This is a genomic window from Streptomyces sp. NPDC041068 (assembly GCF_040647455.1).
Classification (GTDB): Bacteria; Actinomycetota; Actinomycetes; order Streptomycetales; family Streptomycetaceae; genus Streptomyces.
On the sequence record NZ_JBEZCG010000001.1, the window covers coordinates 325,908 to 343,944 of the forward strand.

13 protein-coding genes and 1 pseudogene are annotated in these 18,037 nt (G+C 72.6%); 10 read left to right on the forward strand and 4 right to left on the reverse strand.

The window, feature by feature from the left end; translation table 11 throughout:
• Window positions 1-127: 127 nt before the first annotated feature.
• Window positions 128-1,072 carry an oxygenase MpaB family protein gene (locus AB0B50_RS01170; RefSeq protein ID WP_362323652.1) on the forward strand — a complete coding sequence of 315 codons (945 nt, stop codon included), beginning with the start codon at window positions 128-130 and terminating at the stop codon, window positions 1,070-1,072.
• Window positions 1,054-3,300, forward strand: a complete 2,247-nt coding sequence (locus AB0B50_RS01175; protein WP_362323655.1) for a serine/threonine-protein kinase — start codon at window positions 1,054-1,056, stop codon at window positions 3,298-3,300. Before AB0B50_RS01170 ends, AB0B50_RS01175 begins: the two co-directional genes overlap by 19 nt.
• A 44-nt stretch (window positions 3,301-3,344) precedes the next feature.
• Here AB0B50_RS01175 and AB0B50_RS01180 read toward each other — a convergent pair whose 3' ends face one another.
• Window positions 3,345-3,848: a DinB family protein gene (locus AB0B50_RS01180; RefSeq protein WP_362323658.1), complete on the reverse strand. Its 504-nt coding sequence runs from the start codon at window positions 3,846-3,848 to the stop codon at window positions 3,345-3,347.
• Window positions 3,849-3,887: 39 nt separating this feature from the next.
• Window positions 3,888-4,514 (reverse strand): annotated as a pseudogene (locus tag AB0B50_RS01185) (class I SAM-dependent methyltransferase).
• 98 nt (window positions 4,515-4,612) lie between these two features.
• Here AB0B50_RS01185 and AB0B50_RS01190 point away from each other — a divergent pair.
• From AB0B50_RS01190 to AB0B50_RS01215, 6 genes are all read left to right on the forward strand, one after another.
• Entirely contained in the window at window positions 4,613-5,236 is a 624-nt protein-coding gene (locus AB0B50_RS01190) for an XRE family transcriptional regulator (protein ID WP_362323661.1), read from the forward strand.
• Window positions 5,237-5,270: 34 nt separating this feature from the next.
• Window positions 5,271-6,821 carry an NAD(P)/FAD-dependent oxidoreductase gene (locus tag AB0B50_RS01195; RefSeq protein ID WP_362323664.1) on the forward strand — a complete coding sequence of 517 codons (1,551 nt, stop codon included), beginning with the start codon at window positions 5,271-5,273 and terminating at the stop codon, window positions 6,819-6,821.
• Window positions 6,822-6,881: 60 nt separating this feature from the next.
• Window positions 6,882-7,556, forward strand: coding sequence for a TetR/AcrR family transcriptional regulator (locus AB0B50_RS01200; protein ID WP_362323667.1), 675 nt, complete (start codon window positions 6,882-6,884; stop codon window positions 7,554-7,556).
• Window positions 7,557-7,748: 192 nt separating this feature from the next.
• The gene (locus AB0B50_RS01205) at window positions 7,749-9,068 is read left to right on the forward strand and encodes a hypothetical protein (RefSeq protein WP_362323669.1); all 1,320 of its coding nucleotides are present in this window, start codon (window positions 7,749-7,751) and stop codon (window positions 9,066-9,068) included.
• A 75-nt stretch (window positions 9,069-9,143) separates the two neighbouring features.
• Window positions 9,144-10,202: a MerR family transcriptional regulator gene (locus AB0B50_RS01210; RefSeq protein WP_362323672.1), complete on the forward strand. Its 1,059-nt coding sequence runs from the start codon at window positions 9,144-9,146 to the stop codon at window positions 10,200-10,202.
• The gene (locus AB0B50_RS01215; RefSeq protein ID WP_362323675.1) at window positions 10,199-11,461 is read left to right on the forward strand and encodes an MFS transporter; all 1,263 of its coding nucleotides are present in this window, start codon (window positions 10,199-10,201) and stop codon (window positions 11,459-11,461) included. Before AB0B50_RS01210 ends, AB0B50_RS01215 begins: the two co-directional genes overlap by 4 nt.
• Here the strand turns inward: AB0B50_RS01215 and AB0B50_RS01220 are convergent.
• A complete protein-coding gene (locus AB0B50_RS01220) occupies window positions 11,404-12,630 on the reverse strand; it encodes an FAD-dependent oxidoreductase (protein ID WP_362323678.1) in 1,227 nt (408 codons plus the stop codon). The two genes, AB0B50_RS01215 and AB0B50_RS01220, sit on opposite strands and share 58 nt — an antisense overlap.
• A gap of 159 nt (window positions 12,631-12,789) precedes the next feature.
• Here AB0B50_RS01220 and AB0B50_RS01225 point away from each other — a divergent pair, with 159 nt between their 5' ends.
• Window positions 12,790-13,902 carry a nitronate monooxygenase family protein gene (locus AB0B50_RS01225; protein WP_362323681.1) on the forward strand — a complete coding sequence of 371 codons (1,113 nt, stop codon included), beginning with the start codon at window positions 12,790-12,792 and terminating at the stop codon, window positions 13,900-13,902.
• Window positions 13,899-15,470, forward strand: a complete 1,572-nt coding sequence (locus AB0B50_RS01230) for an acyl-CoA synthetase (protein WP_362323684.1) — start codon at window positions 13,899-13,901, stop codon at window positions 15,468-15,470. The genes AB0B50_RS01225 and AB0B50_RS01230 overlap by 4 nt, the downstream gene beginning before the upstream one ends.
• A 137-nt stretch (window positions 15,471-15,607) precedes the next feature.
• Here the strand turns inward: AB0B50_RS01230 and AB0B50_RS01235 are convergent, their stop codons facing one another.
• Window positions 15,608-18,028, reverse strand: a complete 2,421-nt coding sequence (locus AB0B50_RS01235) for a penicillin acylase family protein (protein WP_362323687.1) — start codon at window positions 18,026-18,028, stop codon at window positions 15,608-15,610.
• Between the last annotated feature and the right edge of the window lie 9 nt (window positions 18,029-18,037).

Here is an 18,037-nt window from a genome sequence, read left to right on the forward strand (position 1 = left end):
TCGAATCCGGACCGGGCCCTGCTCGACACCCTGCTCGATCGCCCGCCGAAGGGCCGCGACAGTGCCTGGTGCCCGCGGGGAAACCTGGTCACACTTGGCCCTCAGGACGTCAGGAGGTGGTCGCACCATGCCCGAGCACGCGCCCGCGCCCGAGGCCGACCCCGGTCTCTTCGGACCCGCATCGGTGACCTGGCAGGCCCACTCCGACCCCATGATGTGGGTGGCCGGGATCCGCGCCCTCTACCTCCAGGCCCTGCACCCCCGCGCGGTCCGCGGCGTCATGGAGAATTCCGATTTCCGCAAGGACGCCTGGGGCCGTCTGATGCGTACGGCCAACTTCGTCGGCACCACGACGTACGGCACCACCGAGGCCGCCGAGAAGGCGGGCGCCCGCGTACGCAAGATCCATACGATGCTCGAGGCCACCGACCCGCAGACCGGCGAGCGCTACGGCGTGGACGAACCCGAGCTGCTCCTGTGGGTGCATTGCGCGGAAATAGATTCGTACCTGCACATCGCCCGCCGCTCGGGACTCCCTTTCACCGAGGCCCTGGCCGACCGGTACGTCGCCGAGCACCGCCGGAGCGCCCGCCTGGTCGGCCTCGACCCCGTCGACGTCCCCGCGTCGACCGCCGAACTCGCCGCGTACTTCGAGAAGGTGCGGCCCGAGCTCGCCGCGGGGGCCGACGCCCGTGCCGTCGACGACTTCCTGCGACGTCCCCCGACGCACCCCCTGCTCGTCCCGGCGCGCGCCCTGCTGTGGCGGCGTGCGGCCGATCTCGCGTACGCCTCCCTGCCGCCGTACGCCCACGAGCTGTACGGCAGGGCCGCCCCGCCGCCCGCCACCGTCACGCGCCGCCTGGTCCTCACCGGCACCGTCCTGCGCCGCATCCCCGCACGTGTGCGCTGGCAACTTCCGCCCAAGCACATCCTGCGCGCCATGGCCCGCCTCGGCCCGGGCAGCCGCCCGGCACCGTACAAACTCGACAGACGGGACGCCATACTGGACGGGCCGGGGAGGGCGCAGCGAAACAACGGGGGCGACAGCACGAGATGGCGGACACCAGGCTGATCCAGAGCCGCTACCGACTCCTGGATCTGATCGGGCGCGGCGGTATGGGCGAGGTGTGGCGGGCGCGTGACGAGTCGCTCGGCCGCCAGGTCGCCGTCAAGTGCCTCAAGCCGATGGGGCCCCAGCACGACCAGTCCTTCACACGCGTGCTGCGCGAACGCTTCCGGCGCGAGGCGCGCGTCGCCGCGGCCCTCCAGCACCGCGGCGTCACCGTCGTCCACGACTTCGGCGAGTACGAGGGCGTCCTGTACCTGGTGATGGAGCTCCTCGAAGGGCGCAATCTCAGCCAGCTCCTGGAGGACAACAAGCAGCACCCCCTGTCCGTCGCCGACGTCGTCGAGATCGCCGACCAGGTCGCCGCCGCCCTCGCCTACACCCATGAACAGGGCATCGTGCACCGGGACTTGAAGCCCGCGAACATCATGCGCCTGGCCGACGGGACGGTGAAGATCTGCGACTTCGGCATAGCCCGGCTCGGCGCCGACATCGGCTTCACCTCCCGCCTGACCGGCACGGGCATCGCGATGGGCACCCCGCACTACATGTCGCCCGAGCAGATCAGCGGCGACCCCGTCGACCAGCGCAGCGACCTGTACTCCTTCGGGTGCGTGCTCTACGAAATCGCCACCGGCGCCCCGCCGTTCGACCTGGAGGACGCCTGGGCCGTCCTCGTCGGGCACCGCGACACCCCGCCGGAGCCGCCGCGCAGGCACCGCGGTGAACTGCCCGCGTACTTCGACCGGATCGTCCTCGACCTGCTCGCCAAGGAACCCGGCGACCGGCCGCACGACGCACGGGAGTTGGGCCGCCGCATCGCCATGGGCCGCACCTCGTCCACGTACGTGCCGACCGTCGCCACACCGCCCGTGCGCCCCCTGCGCGGCCCCGAGCCACTGCCGTCCCACGAACCGCGTCTGCCCTCCTGGACCCGCGGCATGACCACCGGACACAAGGCCAGCGGCGCCTCCGTGCTCCGCGCGACGCCGCCGGACGCCGCGGCGGGCCTGACCGGCGAGTGGATCCCGCGCGCCGACGCGCGCCGCGCCGCCGCGCCCCGCCGGGCGGACCGGCCGACCCCGCCACCGGAAGTGGTCGCCACCCTGACCAGCAGGCACAACGCGGGGCTGAGCCTGGGGCGGCTCGGGCGGTGGGCCGAGGCGGGCGAGGTGCACCGCGCGGTCGCCGCCGAGCGCGAGCACGCCCTTGGCCCCGACCACCCCGACACGCTCGCCAGCCGGTACGAGGTCGGCTTCACGCTCAGCCGCACGGGCCGCGCCGCCGACGCCCTGCGCGAGTACGGCCGCGTCGCCCAGGGCCGCGAGCGCACGCTCGGCCCCGAGCACCCCGAGACGCTGGCCGCCCGCCAGGAGATGGCGTACGTGCTCGGCCAGCTCGGGCGGCACTTCGAGGCCCACCAGACGTACACCTCGGTGCTCGCCGTGCGTGAGCGCACCGCAGGCCCCGACCACCCGGACACGCTGCGCTGCCGCCACAACCTCGCCTACAACCTGAGCCGCCTCGGCCGTCTGGAGGACTCCTACCGGCTGGCGGAGGAGGTGGCGGCGGCCCGCGCGCGTGTCCTCGGCGCCATGCACCCCGACACACTCGTCACGCGGTACGAAGTCGCTTACGCGCTCGGGCAGTTGGGTCGCTGGCCCGAGGCCCTGCAGACCTACCGCGAAGTCGCCGATGCCCGGGTGCGGGCGCTGGGCGCCGACCACCCCGACACCCTCGCGGCGCGCTACGAGGTCGGCATCAGCCTCGGCAGGCTCGGCCGCAGCGGGGAGGCCCTGGAGCTGTACCGCGACCTGATCGACGACCGCACCCGCGTGAACGGCCCCGGCGATCCCGAGACGCTGCGCGCCCGGCACGGCCTCGGCGTGAACCTCGGGCGGCAGGGCCGCTGGGAGGAGGCCCTCGCGGAGGCGCGGGACGTGTGCGCCATCCGCGAGCGCGTGCTCGGCCCCGACCACCCCGACACGCTGGTCAGCCGCCGCGAGGTCGCCGTCGGCCTCGGCTGGCTCGGCCGCTGGGCCGACGCCCTCACCGAGTACCGCAGGGTCGCCGCGGCCCGCGAACAGGTCCTCGGCGCCGACCACCCCGACGCCCTGGCCAGCCGCAACGACGAAGCGCACTGCCTGGAACAGCTGGGCCGCGGCACGGAGGCGGTCGAGCTGTACCGCCGGGTCGCGGCGCTGCGGCAGCGGCGGGCGACCGGGGGGCACTGAAGCACTGCGGGATCCGGTGGTTCAGCGGCTCCGGGGGAGCCGGTTCAGCGGCCGGCCGAGCCGTCGATCAGTTCGCGGAGGATGTCCGCGTGGCCCGCGTGCCGCCCCGTCTCCTCGATCATGTGGGTCAGCGCCCAGCGGACGCTGGGCGCGGGGCGGCGCCCGGGACGCGGTCGAGGGACCGGTGCGCCGAGGTCGGCGCACCCGTCGAGGACGTCGTTCGCGCGCTCGACCGCCTCGCGGTAGCGGGCCACGACATCGGCCACGCCGTCCGTCGACGCCGCCCGGAACGTCCCCTGCCAGTCGGTGACGGTGTCGCCGAGGAACATCGACCGCTCGACGCAGGTCAGGTGGCCGAGCAGGCCCAGCAGATTCGTGCCCGAGGGCACCGCGGCCGTGCGGACCCGCGGCTCGGGGGCGCCGTCGACCTTCGCGGCGATCGAGTCCCTGAGGTAGTCGAGGAAGCCGCGCAGGACCTCGATCTCGCTGCTTCCGGTGCGGGGCGGTGGGGTGTCGCGGCGGCGGGCAGGGTTCGTGGACGTGGGCATCGGTGATCGCCTTCCTTCGTCGGGACGCCGGCTGCGGTGTCAGGCGGTGCGGCGGACGAGGAGGACGTGGTCGGTGACCTCGGCGGTGCTCCCGTCCGGCCCCGTTGCCGTCCGGCGGGGTGTGTCGGCCCGCTCGACCGTCCATGCCGCCGGGTCGAGGCCGATGCCGGCGGCGACCTCCTGCGGGCTCGGGCAGCGGGTCCCGGGGTCCTGGTTCCACGACCACGGCGCGGCCGAGCCGTGGTCGACGACCAGCAGCCGCCCGCCCGGACGCAGCGCGTGCGCGGCCGAGCGCAGGACCGCCGACCGGTCGAGGTCCCGGGGGGTGTGCAAGTAGTGGGCGCTGATCAGGTCGTAACCGCCGGACGGGAAGGACGCGTGCAGGTCGTGCCGCACGGCGGTGATCCGCTCGCCCAGGCCGTGCGCGCGGGCAAGACCGGTGAGCCGCTCGACCGCCACGCCCGAGATGTCGGTGGCGGTGACCCGCCATCCCTGTCCGGCGAGCCACAGCGCGTCGCCGCCTTCGCCGCAGCCGAGGTCCAGCGCGTCGCCGGGCGCGAGGCCGGTCACCGTCTCGGTGAGGCGGGCGTTCGGCCGGGGGCTGTCGGCTGCCGGGCGTCCCGCGTAGACGTCGTCTCAGAACGCGACCGCGTCGGTGCTGCTCATCAAGACTCCTTGCGTCGATGGTGTGTCGATGGCGCCGAGTCTTGCCAGGCACCCCACCCCCTGGCACGGAATCTTGCGGTAACTGCAAGATGGGCCTCATGGACCCCACGACGGACGACGACGTACTCGACGCGGTGGGCCCGCGGCTCCGCGCCCTGCGCCGGGACCGCGGCATCACCCTGGCCGACCTGGCGGCGACGACCGGGGTCTCGGAGAGCACCCTGTCCCGCCTTGAGAGCGGACTGCGCCGCCCGAGCCTGGAGCTGCTGCTGCCGCTGGCCCGCATCTACGACGTCCCGCTGGACGACCTCGTCGGCGCCCCGCGCACCGGCGACCCCCGGATCCACCTCAAGCCCGTCCATCGGCACGGCATGACCTTCGTGCCGCTGTCCCGGCGGCCCGGCGGTGTGCACGCCTTCAAGATGCTCATTCCTGCCCGGCCGAAGCCGCTCGAACCGACCCCGCAGACCCACGAGGGCTTCGAGTGGCTGTACGTGCTCGCCGGCCGCCTGCGGCTCGTGACCGGCGACCGCGACCTGGTACTGCCGCCCGGTCAGGCGGCCGAGTTCGACACGTCCCTGCCGCACTGGCTGGGCAGCGCCGACGGCGGCGCGGTCGAACTGCTCATCCTGTTCGGCCTGCAGGGGCTGCGCGCGCACGTGCGCACCGACCCCGAGCGGGCGTCGAGCCCGAAGCCTCCCGACTCCGGGCCCTCGCGCTAGGAAGCGGCATGCCTGATCCGTGCTAGGAAGAGGCATGCCTGATCGTGATGCGTACGACGCCGTCATCGTCGGCGGTGGTCACAACGGTCTTGTCGCCGCCGCCTATCTCAGCCGCGCCGGACGGTCCGTGCTGCTCCTCGAGCGGCTCCCCGGCACCGGCGGCGCCGCCGTCTCCTCCCGGCCCTTCCCCGGGGTCGACGCGCGGCTGTCCCGCTACTCGTACCTGGTCAGCCTCCTCCCCAAGAAGATCGTCCGGGATCTCGACCTGGACTTCAGGGTGCGCACCCGCACCGTCTCCTCCTACACCCCCACCGAGCGCGACGGCCGCCCCACCGGCCTGCTCGTCGGCGGCGGCGAGGCCCGCACCCGGCAGGCCTTCGCCCGGCTCACCGGCGACCACCGAGCCCACGAAGCCTGGCGCGCCTTCTACGCCATGACGGGACAGGTCGCGCGCCGCGTCTTCCCCACCCTGACCGAACCCCTGCCCACCCGCACCGAACTGCGCGCCCGGGTCGACGACGACACCGCCTGGCGCGCCCTCTTCGAGGAGCCGATCGGCGCCGCCGTCGAGGAGCGCTTCGAGGACGACCTGGTGCGCGGCGTCGTCCTGACCGACGCCCTCATCGGCACGTTCGCCGACGCCAACGACCCGTCCCTGCGGCAGAACCGCTGCTTCCTCTACCACGTCATCGGCGGCGGCACCGGCGACTGGAACGTGCCCGTCGGCGGCATGGGCGCCCTCACCGGAGCCATCGCCGAGGCCGCGCGGGCGGCGGGCGCCACCCTGCGCACCGGATGCGAGGCCACGCGGATCGCCACCGACGGGCGGCGCGCCGAGGTGACGTACACGTCGCGGGACGGCGAGCACACCGTCGCCGCGGACCACGTCCTGGTCAACGCGTCGCCGCAGGCCCTCGCCGCGCTCCTCGGCGACGCGCCGCCCCCGCCCGCCGAAGGCGCCCAACTGAAGGTCAACATGCTGCTCAAGCGGTTGCCGAGGCTGCGGGACACCTCCGTCGACCCGCGCGAGGCCTTCGCCGGGACCTTCCACATCGCCGAGGGGTACGAGGAGTTGGCGACCGCGTACGCCCAGGCCGCCGCGGGGTCGCTGCCCTCCGCACCGCCCTCCGAGATCTACTGCCACTCGCTCACCGACCCGACGATCCTCGCCCCCGACCTCGTCGAGCGCGGCTACCAGACGCTCACCCTCTTCGGACTGCACACCCCGGCGCGGCTGTTCGCCCGGGACAACGACGCCGCGCGCGCCGAACTCCTGAAGTCCACCCTCGCCCAGCTCGACGCGCACCTCGCCGAGCCGATCACCGACTGCCTGGCCCTCGACGCCGAGGGGCGCCCCTGCATCGAGGCGAAGACCCCGCTCGACCTGGAGCGGGACCTGCGGCTGCCCGGCGGCAACATCTTCCACCGCGACCTCGCCTTCCCCTACGAGCAGGAGGACACCGGGCGTTGGGGCGTGGAGACCCGGCACGCGAACGTCCTGCTGTGCGGGGCGGGTGCCGTGCGCGGCGGCGGGGTCAGCGGCATCCCGGGGCACAACGCGGCCATGGCCGCTCTGGGGGCGTAGCCGCTGGTGTACGGTCGGATGTCGATCACCGGCGCGCGTCACGAGAGGAGGGGCACCACGATGGCTTCCCGCGCTCCTGGAACTCCCCGTGCCTCCCGCCGGGGGAGCGGCACGCCGACCTTCACCGAGCAGGCCCGCCGCAGCCAGCTCGTCGAGTGCACGATCGACATGATCGCCACCAAGGGCTATCCGGCGACGTCCCTCGCGGCCATCGCCGAGCAGGCGGGCCTGTCCAAGGCGGCGGTCCTCTACCACTTCTCCTCCAAGGACAACCTGACCCGGGCCACGCTGTCGCACGTCCTGGAGCAGTTCACCTCGTACGTGAACGAGAAGGTGGCCGCCGAGGCCGACCCGCGCGCGGCGGTCGTCGCCTACGTCCACGCGATGGTCGGCTACCAGCGGGACAACCGCCGTCACGTGCGCGTGATCACCGAGATGCTCCTCGACGACGCGGAGGGCACGCGCCTGAAGAACCCCGGTGGCCACGACACGGCAGGCCGCTGGAGTGCCCTCGCCGATCTCCTCGCCGCCGGTCAACGGGCGGGGCGGTTCCGTGAGTTCGACCCGCCGACGATCGCCCTCGCGGTCGGCGGCGCGATCGACGGGGTGATCGGGCAGTGGCTCGCCCACCCTGAGCTGGACCTGGACGCGGCGGCGGACGAGCTGGAGAGGTTCACGCTGTACGCGATCGAGAAGCGGGACACGCCTGGTGAGAGGCGTGAGAAGGCCAACTGAGGGGCGCGAGGAGGCTGGCCGAGGACCGCGAGAAGGTCGGCCGAGGACCGCGAGGACCCGGCGATGACCGACCGCGAGGACCCGGCGATGACCGACCGTGTGAAACCCGGCGATGACCGACGTTGTGAAACCCGGCTGCGAGGCACAAGAACCCAGTTGAGGGCCCCGCCTCCATCGGTGATGATCTTCAGCATGTTTTCGCGCAAGAACCGCCCGCCGAAGTCCCCCGAACTCCTGAAGGCCTGGGAGTTCCTGGACGCGGGGGACATACCCGGTGCCGTGCGGCAGCTCAGGGCCGGCGGGGAGAACCAGCCGACGGCCGAGGTGGCCCGCGTGGTCGCACGGGCGGCCGAGGCGATCGGCTTCGACGATCTCCGGCAGGCCTCCACCACGCTGTCCGCACACCCCGAACAGGCCCGTGCGCTCTACGACTTCGGCTACGCCTGCATCGAGCGCGGCCTCTCCTTCCTCGCGGTACCCGCCCTGCGCGAGGTTCTTGAGCACAACCCGGGGACGCTCGGTGTGATGCGTGAGCTTGTGTCGGCGTACGAGGACGAAGAGCGCCACGGCGACGCCGTCGAGCTGCTCGCGCGGCACGAGAGTGACTTCGAGGACTGGCCCGACCGCTACCTCCTGGTCTTCAACGCCCTCATGGCGGGCGACTTGCCCCTGGCGCGCCGCCAGCACGCGCTGCTGCCCGACCCCCAGGACGCGCAGTGGCTCCCCGCGCGGGACCGGCAGCGGCGCATGCTGGAGCGGGCCGAGGCCGCCGGGGGCGTGAGCCCGCTGGACGGGACGGACCTGCGGGGCTGGCAGTTCGCGCTGGGCGGCACCGTGCTCGGCACGCTGTCCCCGTTCGGCTTCGACGCGGGCATGAACGGGCGTTACGCGTGGCTGCAGGACTCCTACGACCAGTGCCTGCAGGGCCTGTTGCGGCTGAAGACGGTTCTCGACGCCACCGGGGTGCGGCCCCGTTCGGTGTCGTTGCTGCCCGACCGCGACAGCCGGATCCTCGGCCTCGCGGCGGCGGACGTGCTGGGCGTGCCCGCCGAGCCGTTCGCGCCCGGACGCGAGGACACGGTCGTGATCGCGTACGACCTGAACGAGGCCGCGGAGACGGACGAGGGGCGTGAGGTCCTCGGGCGGCTGGTGGAGCGTGTGCCGGGACAGGTTCTGCACGAGCACGCGAGCCAATGGACCGAGACCCCAGCGATCACCGCGGACAGCGTGGCCCTGCTGCACCAGTCGGCGGTGGCGCCGTGGGCGGCCCGGTTGCGGGCCGGCGAGGACGGCCAGGTGCGGGAGGACCCCGCCGACGACCGTCCGGAGGCGGAGCTCGCCGCCGAGATCCTGGCGGCCGACCCGACGCCGGATCAGGGCGACGGTCAGACACCCGCCGACCCGGTCGAGCGGCTGGCCGAGTTCGCCGCGGCCGTGCGCGGTTGCTGGCTCCGCGGCGACCGCGACCGAGTGACGTCGTCGGGCCCGGTGCGCAGCTCCCGTTTCGCCTGACCCGCGGAGGGGGCTCGAGCCTTCTGCGGGGGAGGGCTTGAGTCTCCAGTAAGGGGAGACGTGAGAGTGGAGCGCATGAGCGAAGGCGAAACACGCGAAAGAGACGTACGCGAAAGAGACGTACGCGAAAGAGACGTACGCGGGAGAGACATACCCGAAAGAGACATACGCGAGGGCGCCCCCCACGAAGACCGCCTCTCAGGTCGCCCCCTCTACTCGATCGGCGAGCTGGCCCGCCGGACCGGCCTTACGGTCAAGACCATCCGGTTCTACTCGGACTCCGGGATCGTGGCCCCGACGGACCGCAGCCCGGCGGGCTACCGGCGGTACGGCCACGAGGCCGCCGCCCGCCTCGACCTCGTGCGGACCCTGCGGGAACTGGGCCTCGACCTGCCCACGATCCGCAGGGTCGTGGACAGGGAGGTCGCGCTCCCCGACGTGGCCGCGGCGCACGCCGAGGCGCTGGACGTCCAGATCCACGCCCTGCGCGTGCGCCGTGCGGTCCTGACCGTGGTGGCCGAGCGAGGTTCCACGCCTGAGGAGTTGGACCTCCTGCACCGGCTGGCCGCACTCTCCGAGGACGAGCGCCGCCGTCTGACGGACGACTTCCTCGCCACGGTCTTCGCGGGCCTGGACACCCATCCGGCCTTCCCCGCGGTGATCCGCTCGATGACACCGGAGCTGCCCGACCATCCCGACGTGGAGCAGATCGAGGCATGGGTGGAGCTGGCGGGACTGCTCGCGGACCCCGACTTCCGCACGAGCCTGCACGGCATGGCCCGGCAACTGGCGGCAGACCGCGCCCCCGACGACACCATGGGCCTGCCCTGCGTCCTCGCCGATGCCGTCCGCTCCCTGGCCGAACCGGCCCTGAGCGAGGGCATGGAGCCCACCTCTCCGCTGGCGGCCCCGATCGCCGCGGCACTGGCCGCGCACTACGCCCGCATGGTCGACCGCCCCGACGACGCCCGACTCCGCCACCACCTGGCTACCCACCTGACCACGATGAACGACCCCCGCAGAGACCGCTACCTGAGCCTCCTGGCAACCATCAACGGCTGGCCGCCCCCACAGAGCCTGACCCCGTCCCTGGACTGGGCAGTACGGGCCCTGCGCGCCCCTGGCGCGGCATGAGCGGAGCAGCACGGCACCGACTACTCGCGGGCTACCGGGACTTGATGGAGCTCCCCGGCTTCTGGCGCATCGCGGCGCTCGGCATGGCATCGAAACTCCCGTTCGGTATGCTGGCCCTGAGCCTGCTGCTCCTGGTCGGCCGCGACGGCGCATACGGCACCGCAGGCCTGGCCGTGAGTGCCCTGGCGCTCGGCCAGGGCGTGACCGCACCGCTGCGCGGGCGGCTCATCGACCGGCACGTCCCGCGCACCGTCCTGCTCTGCTGTCTCGTGGGACACCTCGCGTCCATCGCACTGCTGGTCATGGCGGTGTACGAGGGTGGACCCATCCCGGTGGTCCTGGCCCTCGCCGCCGCGCTGGGGGCCACCACCCCTCCGGTCGCGGTCATGATGCGCATGGTCTGGCTCCCCCTGACGGACAGCCGGACACTGGCCACCGCGATGGCCCTGGACTCGGCCATGACCGGAACCGCCCTCATCACCGGCCCGGTGCTTGCCAGTTGGCTCAGTCTGTCCTTGTCCGCCGCCGCCCCGCTCGCCGTGATCGCCGTGCTGACCACGGGGGTGGTCGCGTTGCTCGGCGGATCGACTTCGACACGGCCCGGTTCGGGGCACGCCTCCTCGGGGCACCGGCTGGGCCCGCTGGCCTCCGCGCCCCTGCGCCGACTGTTGGCCACCCACCTCCTGTTCGTCACGGCTGTGGCCGCCGTCGACGTCCTCTTGCCGATCCATGCCAAGGAGTACGGCGCGACGGCGTACACCGGCCTGTACCTGGCGGCACTGTCCATCGGCAGCGTCCTTGGCAGCCTCGCCCTGGGAGCGGCCCCCGCCCTGCTGTCCCGCGGGCCCAAGGTGTCCGTCTTGCTCTGCGCCTTCGTGGCGGGAGCGGGTGCGCTGGCGATGGCCACTCTGTTCTCGCCGACGGTGGTTCTCCTGGTCTGTCCGGTGGCCGGGCTGGCGATCGGCTGCACGTTCGGCGCCGTGCGAACGCTCGCCGGAGACCTGGCGCCTCCCGGCGGGGGCACCGAGACGATGTCGTGGCTGTCGGGGCTCGACACGGCCGGCGCGGCCCTGGGCGCAGTGGTGTTCACGCAGGTCGCCGCCACCGAGGGGAGCAGGACGGCGCTCCTGCTGGTGCCGATGGTCGCCGTTCTGGCGTCGGTCACGGGCTGGCGCTCGCCGCCACCGAACCGCGTCGGAGCTCAGCGTCGCGCGAACTCCGGTGCGTGTTCCGGGCGGATGCCCACGCCGCCCAAGTAGCCCGTCACCGTCCGCAGCGCCGGGACCGTGCGGAGCATGCGTAGGGGGAGGGGGAGGCGGTCGGCCTTGAGGGTTCCTTCCAGGGCCGGGCGCAGGAGCGTTTCGTGTTCCCCCTGCTGCTGGCGCTGCGTGACCGTTGTCGGGAGGTGGCGGCGCTTCTGGACGCGTTCCAGGTCGCGTACGTCGACGCTGCCTCTGCGCAGTGGTGCCGCGAGGACGCGGGCCGCCGCGACCGCGTCCTGCACCGCGAGGTTGACGCCGACGCCGCCGACCGGCGACATGGTGTGCGCGGCGTCGCCGATGCAGAGGAGGCCTTCGGTGTACCAGCGGGGCAGGCGGTCCATGGTGACCTCCAGGAGTTTCACGTCGTCCCAGGAGCGGATCTCCCGCATCGCCGTGCGGTCCCAGTCGAGCAGCGCGCCGAGCCGGTCGCGGAACCAGTCGATGCCGTGGGACCGCAGTTCGGCGTCCGTGCCCTTCTTGATGAGGTAGGAGGTCTGGTAGTAGTCGCCGCGGTCCATGGTGGCGGCGATCTGGCCGTCACGGATACTCATGAAGACGCGGCCGCTCTTGAGCCCGTCGCGGGGCGCGGGCACGCGGACCTGCCAGACGTCGATGGGCACGTCGAACGTGGTGGGGGTGAGGCCCGCCGCCGCGCGGACAACCGAGTTCCTGCCGTCGCAGGCCACGGTCAGGTCCGCGGAGAGTTCGCCGGGCCTGCCGGTCTCGTCCCTGTAGCGGACGCCGGTTGTCCGGCCCGCGTCGTCCCTGCGTACGTCCGTCGCGGCCGTCCGCAGCCGCAGCGTGAACGACGGCTCCTCGGCTGCCGCGCCCGCGAGGAGGTCGAGGAAGTCCCACTGCGGCACCATCGCGATGTACTTGTGCCGGCCCGGGATGTGCCGCAGGTCGCCCGCGACCACGACGGTGTCCTCGATGTGCATGCGCATGTCCCGCAGTTTGCGGGCGGGCAGGCGCGCGAAGCGTTCGCCGAGGCCCAGTTCGTCGAGCAGGCGCAGGGTCGACGGATGCACCGTGTCGCCGCGGAAGTCGCGCAGGAAGTCGCCGTGCTTCTCCAGGACGGTCACCTCGATCCCCGCTCTCGCGAGGAGCAGGCCGAGCATCATGCCGGCCGGTCCGCCGCCCACCACGCAGCACGTCGTGTGTTCCATGTCGGTGTCCTCCGTCGGTCGAACCGCACCCCGTGCGGGATCACTCGCGCCACACTAACCGACCGGTCAGATTGCTGACCGTGCGGTTAGACGGCAAATAACTGACGCTGCATCAGAAAATCTCTTCCCTCGGACAGGGCGCTGCGGCATCCTGCGCCCATGCAGACGGAGTTGAGCAAGAAACTGGGCGTCGAGCACGCCATCTTCGGCTTCACGCCCTTCCCCGCGGTGGCCGCCGCCATCAGCAGGGCGGGCGGGTTCGGGGTGCTCGGCGCGGTCCGCTACACGGCGCCCGACGAACTGGCCAGGGACCTCGACTGGATGCAGGAGCACGTCGAGGGCAGGCCCTACGGCCTCGACGTCGTCATGCCGGCCAAGAAGGTCGAGGGAGTGAGCGAGGCCGACGTCGAGGCGATGATCCCCGAGGGGCACCGGCAGTTCGTCAGAGACACCCTCGCCAAGCACGGCGTGCCCGAACTCGCCGAGGGCGAGGCGTCCGGCTGGCGCATCACCGGCTGGATGGAGCAGGTCGCCCGCAACCAGCTCGACGTCGCCTTCGACTACCCGATCAAACTCCTTGCCAACGCACTCGGTTCACCCCCGGCCGACGTGATCCAGCGCGCCCACGACAACGACGTCCTCGTCGCCGCCCTCGCGGGCAGCGCCCGGCACGCCCGCAAGCACGCGGACGCGGGCATCGACATCGTCGTCGCGCAGGGCTACGAGGCGGGCGGTCACACCGGCGAGATCGCCTCCATGGTGCTCACCCCCGAGGCGGTCGAGGCGGTCGCGCCGCTGCCGGTCCTCGCCGCCGGGGGCATCGGCAGCGGCGAGCAGATCGCGGCCGCGCTCGCGCTCGGCGCACAGGGCGTCTGGCTCGGCTCCCTGTGGCTCACCACCACGGAGGCCGATCTGCACTCGCCCGCCCTCACCCGGAAACTCCTTGCCGCGGGGTCCGGCGACACGGTCCGCTCCCGCGCCCTGACCGGCAAGCCCGCACGCCAGTTGCGTACGCAGTGGACCGACGCGTGGGACGACCCGCAGGGTCCGGGACCGCTGCCGATGCCGCTGCAGGGGCTCCTGGTCGCCGAGGCCGTCTCACGCATCCAGAAGTACGAGGTGCAGGACCTGCTCGGCACCCCCGTCGGGCAGATCGTCGGCCGGATGAACAGCGAACGCAGCGTCCAGGCCGTCTTCGACGATCTGACCCGCGGCTTCGAGCGGGCCGTCGACCGAGTCAACCGCATCGCGGGAAGGGGAAGTCAGTCGTGAGCACATCCAGCGCGTCCGCGAGCACACCTCCCAACGGCTTCTGGGCCCAGGCCGCGGCCGACCCGGGCCGCACCGTCCTCGTCGCGCCCGACGGCGAGGAGTGGACGGCGGGTCGACTGCACGGCGCCGTCAACCAGTTGGTGCACGGGCTGCGGGCCGCGGGCCTCCAGCGAGGCGACGCCTTCGCCGTCGTGCTGCCCAACGGCGTGGAGTTCTTCACCGCGTATCTCGCCGCGTCCCAGGCCGGGTTCTACCTCGTCCCGGTCAACCACCACCTCGTCGGCCCCGAGATCGCCTGGATCGTCGCCGACTCCGGCGCCAAGGTCCTGATCGCGCACGAGCGGTTCGCGGACGCGGCCGTCGCGGCGGCCGACGAGGCCGACCTCCCGGTGAGCCATCGGTACGCCGTCGGAGATGTCCGCGGCTTCCGTCCCTACGCCCAACTCCTCGACGGACAGCCCGAGTCCGCCCCCGCCGACCGCACCCTCGGCTGGGTCATGAACTACACCTCGGGCACCACGGGCCGCCCGCGCGGCATCCGCCGACCCCTCTCCGGCAAGCTGCCCGAGGAGTCCTACCTCGGCGGCTTCCTCGGCATCTTCGGGATCAGGCCCTTCGACGGCAACGTCCACCTGGTCTGCTCGCCGCTCTACCACACGGCCGTCCTCCAGTTCGCGGGCGCCGCCCTGCACATCGGTCACCCGTTGGTCCTGATGGACAAGTGGACGCCCGAGGAGATGCTCCGCCTCATCGACGCGCACGAGTGCACCCACACGCACATGGTGCCGACCCAGTTCCACCGCCTGCTCGCGCTGCCCGAGGCCAGGCGGGCCGCGTACGACGTGTCCTCGATGCGGCACGCCATCCACGGCGCCGCGCCCTGCCCCGACCATGTGAAGCGCGCCATGATCGACTGGTGGGGCGAGTGCGTCGAGGAGTACTACGCGGCCAGCGAGGGCGGCGGCGCCTTCGCCACCGCACAGGACTGGCTGAAGAAGCCGGGAACGGTCGGAAAGGCTTGGCCCATCAGCGAATTGGCGGTCTTCGACGACGACGGCAACCGCCTGCCGCCGGGCGGACTCGGCACCGTCTACATGAAGATGTCCACCGGCGGATTCTCGTACCACAAGGACGAGACGAAGACGAAGAAGAACCGCATCGGCGACTTCTTCACCGTCGGTGACCTCGGACTGCTCGACGAGGACGGCTATCTCTTCCTGCGCGACCGCAAGATCGACATGATCATCTCCGGCGGGGTCAACATCTACCCCGCCGAGATCGAGTCGGCGCTGCTCACCCACCCCGCGGTCGCCGACGCCGCCGCCTTCGGGATCCCGCACGACGACTGGGGCGAGGAGGTCAAGGCCGTCGTCGAGGTCGCCGAAGGACGGATCGCCGACGCCGCCCTCGCCGCCGAGATCCTCGCCCACTGCGAGAGTCGGCTCGCCGCCTACAAGCGCCCCAAGAGCGTCGACTTCATCGAGACGATGCCCCGCGACCCCAACGGCAAGCTGTACAAGCGGCGGTTGCGCGAACCGTATTGGGAGGGGCGCGAGCGCGCGATGTGACGCCCTGCGAGACGGCGCGAGGCCGGGCCCCGTAGTGGGGCCCGGCCTCGTCCTCGTGGCCTTCGTGGCCTGCGTGGCCCTCGCAGTCCTGCAGTCCTGCAGTCCTGCGGTCCTCGCGGTCCTCGTGCGTTCCGGTGTCAGCGGCGCTCGCGCGCCCGCACCACCTTCAGCGCGGGATCACCGAGGATGTCCTTCTCGCAGAAACGCGACCTCACCCAGCGCTCCTTCGCGTACAGCTTCGTCTGGTCGCTGTAGTGCGGCGAGTTGGGGTTCGACGACTGGGAGTACGCGATGAGCGTGCGGGCCTCGGGGCAGCGCCCGTCGGTCCAGCCGACCGCCTGGACGTGGCTCGTGCCGTGCACGACCTCGGTGTAGCCGGCCTTCGCGTCCCAGGTGGCCTCGACCTTGTTCCAGACGCCGAGGGACTCCGTGCCGCCGGAGACCGGGATGCGCTTGCCGCCCCGTACGACGTACTGGTTCTCGCCCAGCGGCGCGTCCAGGGCGATGCCCGCCGAGGTGAGCTCGGTGACCGCGTCGGCCAGTGCCGTTCCGAAGCCGGGCAGCGCGGTGTTGAGGGTGTTCGGGGTGCGCACCGGGTCGGCCGCCGAGAACGGGACCTTCCACAGCTGCGCGTTCGGCACGGCCGCCGTCAGCTTGCGCCAGAAGCGGTCGAAGAGCAGCGCGCCGCGGCTGTCGGTGTCCATCGCGTGGTCCCAGCGCGCCAGGACGGTGCACGCCTTGCTCACGTCAACGGCCTTGCCGTCGCTGCCCGTTGCCGTCCCGCCCGGCAGTGCCGCGCAGGCCTTCGCGGTGTCGTCGGCGGCGAGGTCCGCCGCGGGCACGCGGTTGGCGAACTGCTGCCGCTGCAGGTCCTTCACCGTCAGCTCGCCCCGGTCGGCCATCGCCGCCACGTCCTCGATGCCGCCGCGCGTGCGCATCGAGCGCTGCGTGCCGATCGTGCCGAAGATCCGCTCGTACCCGGTGATGGGCCGGTCGGCGTTGGTCAGCCAGGCACTGTCGTTGGAGTTCTCCGCGTACGGGGCGTCCTTGAGGGTCGGCATCCGTGACGGGCCGAAGATGCCGGGCTGCACCGCGTCCTTGTCGGAGCCGAGCGCGCAGTCGCCCCGCGAGCCGTCGAGGACCGCGACACCCGAGGCCGGGTAGGTGACCTTGCCGAGCGCCGTGCTGCAGCGCTCCGCGAGGTCGTCGGTGATCCGAGGGAGCACCTGCGACTGGCTGAGCAGCGAGTGGCCGTGCCGGTCGGCGGCGACGGTGTTGACCCAGGGCAGCCCCTGCGTGTCGCGCAGCGACTTGAGGATGCCCGCGGTGGAGCGGGCCTTGCCGAAGCCGAGGTCGGTGTCGGCGCCGCGCAGGTTCACGGCGTTGGGGTCGCCCAGCGCGTAGGCCGTGGTGGACGACCAGGGGAGCGGGAGCTGGGGGCCGAGGCCGGTGACGACGGGCCCGTAGCGGGTCCACCACTGGGTGCGGGTCACCGGCGGGCCGTCCTTGACCGGCACCGTGACGGTGCGCTTGGTCATCCTGTGCGCCTTGCCGTCGACGAGATAGGCCGTCGGGTCGGCCGGGTCGAGGGTGAGCTGGTGCAGGTTCAGGGGGACGCCGGTCGCGACGGTGTGGCTCCACGCCACGTCGCCGTTGAAGCCGATGTTGACCACGCTCGTGCCGAGCAACGAGCCGCCGGAGACGTTCAGTTCACCGGGAATGGTCTGCTGCGACTGCCAGAAGCGGCGGCCGCCCTGCCAGGGGTAGTGGGGGTTGCCCAGCAGCAGCCCCTTGCCGTTCGCGGTGGTGCTTCCACTGAACGCGACGGCGTTGGAGCCCATGTCCGCGTCCTGCGTGGAGAACATCTCGCGGGCGGCCCTCGCGGTGCGCCGCGGATCGGGCGTGCGGTCGCTGCCGGTGGCTCCCGGCGGCGTGGCCGCCGTGATGCCGTCGATGCCGCGCCCCTGCCCGCCGAGCACCTGCACGGCGAAGCCCTGCCGGGCCACGTCGAGGGCGGTGATCGGGCGGACCCAGTCGGCCTTGGCGCAGGCCGGGTCGGTGACGCGGTTCTGCTTCAGCCAGGCGTTGTAGCCCGCGGCGAAGCCCCGCATGAGCTCCTTGGAGCGGCGGCTCGGGCCTGCCGGGGCGGGCCGGTCGAGGAGCTTCTCCACGGTGCGGGCCTCGCGCACGCCGCGGAAGTACAGGTCGCTGCTGAGGTTCGTGGACGCCGAGGACAGCGCGGAGCCGGGAGAGGCGGTCGGCCCGAAGTGGCGGGAACGCTCGCCGCGTACGGTCACATATCCGTCGGCGAGGGTGCACACCTGGTCGGCGGCCTGCGCCCAGCCGGTGCCGAAGCCGAGGTTCTCGTAGTCCTTGGCGAGGATGTGCGGAATGCCGTACTCGGTGTAGCGGATGGTGGCGTGCAGGCCGCCGCCCGAGGGGCGGGCGTCCTCGCGGGCGTCCTTGGACGCGGCGCCCGCGCCGGACGACGGGAGCAGGGCCACCGCGGTCAACAGGGCGATTCCCACGGCCGCCGTGCGTCTTGTGCCGATGCGCATCGTGCCTCC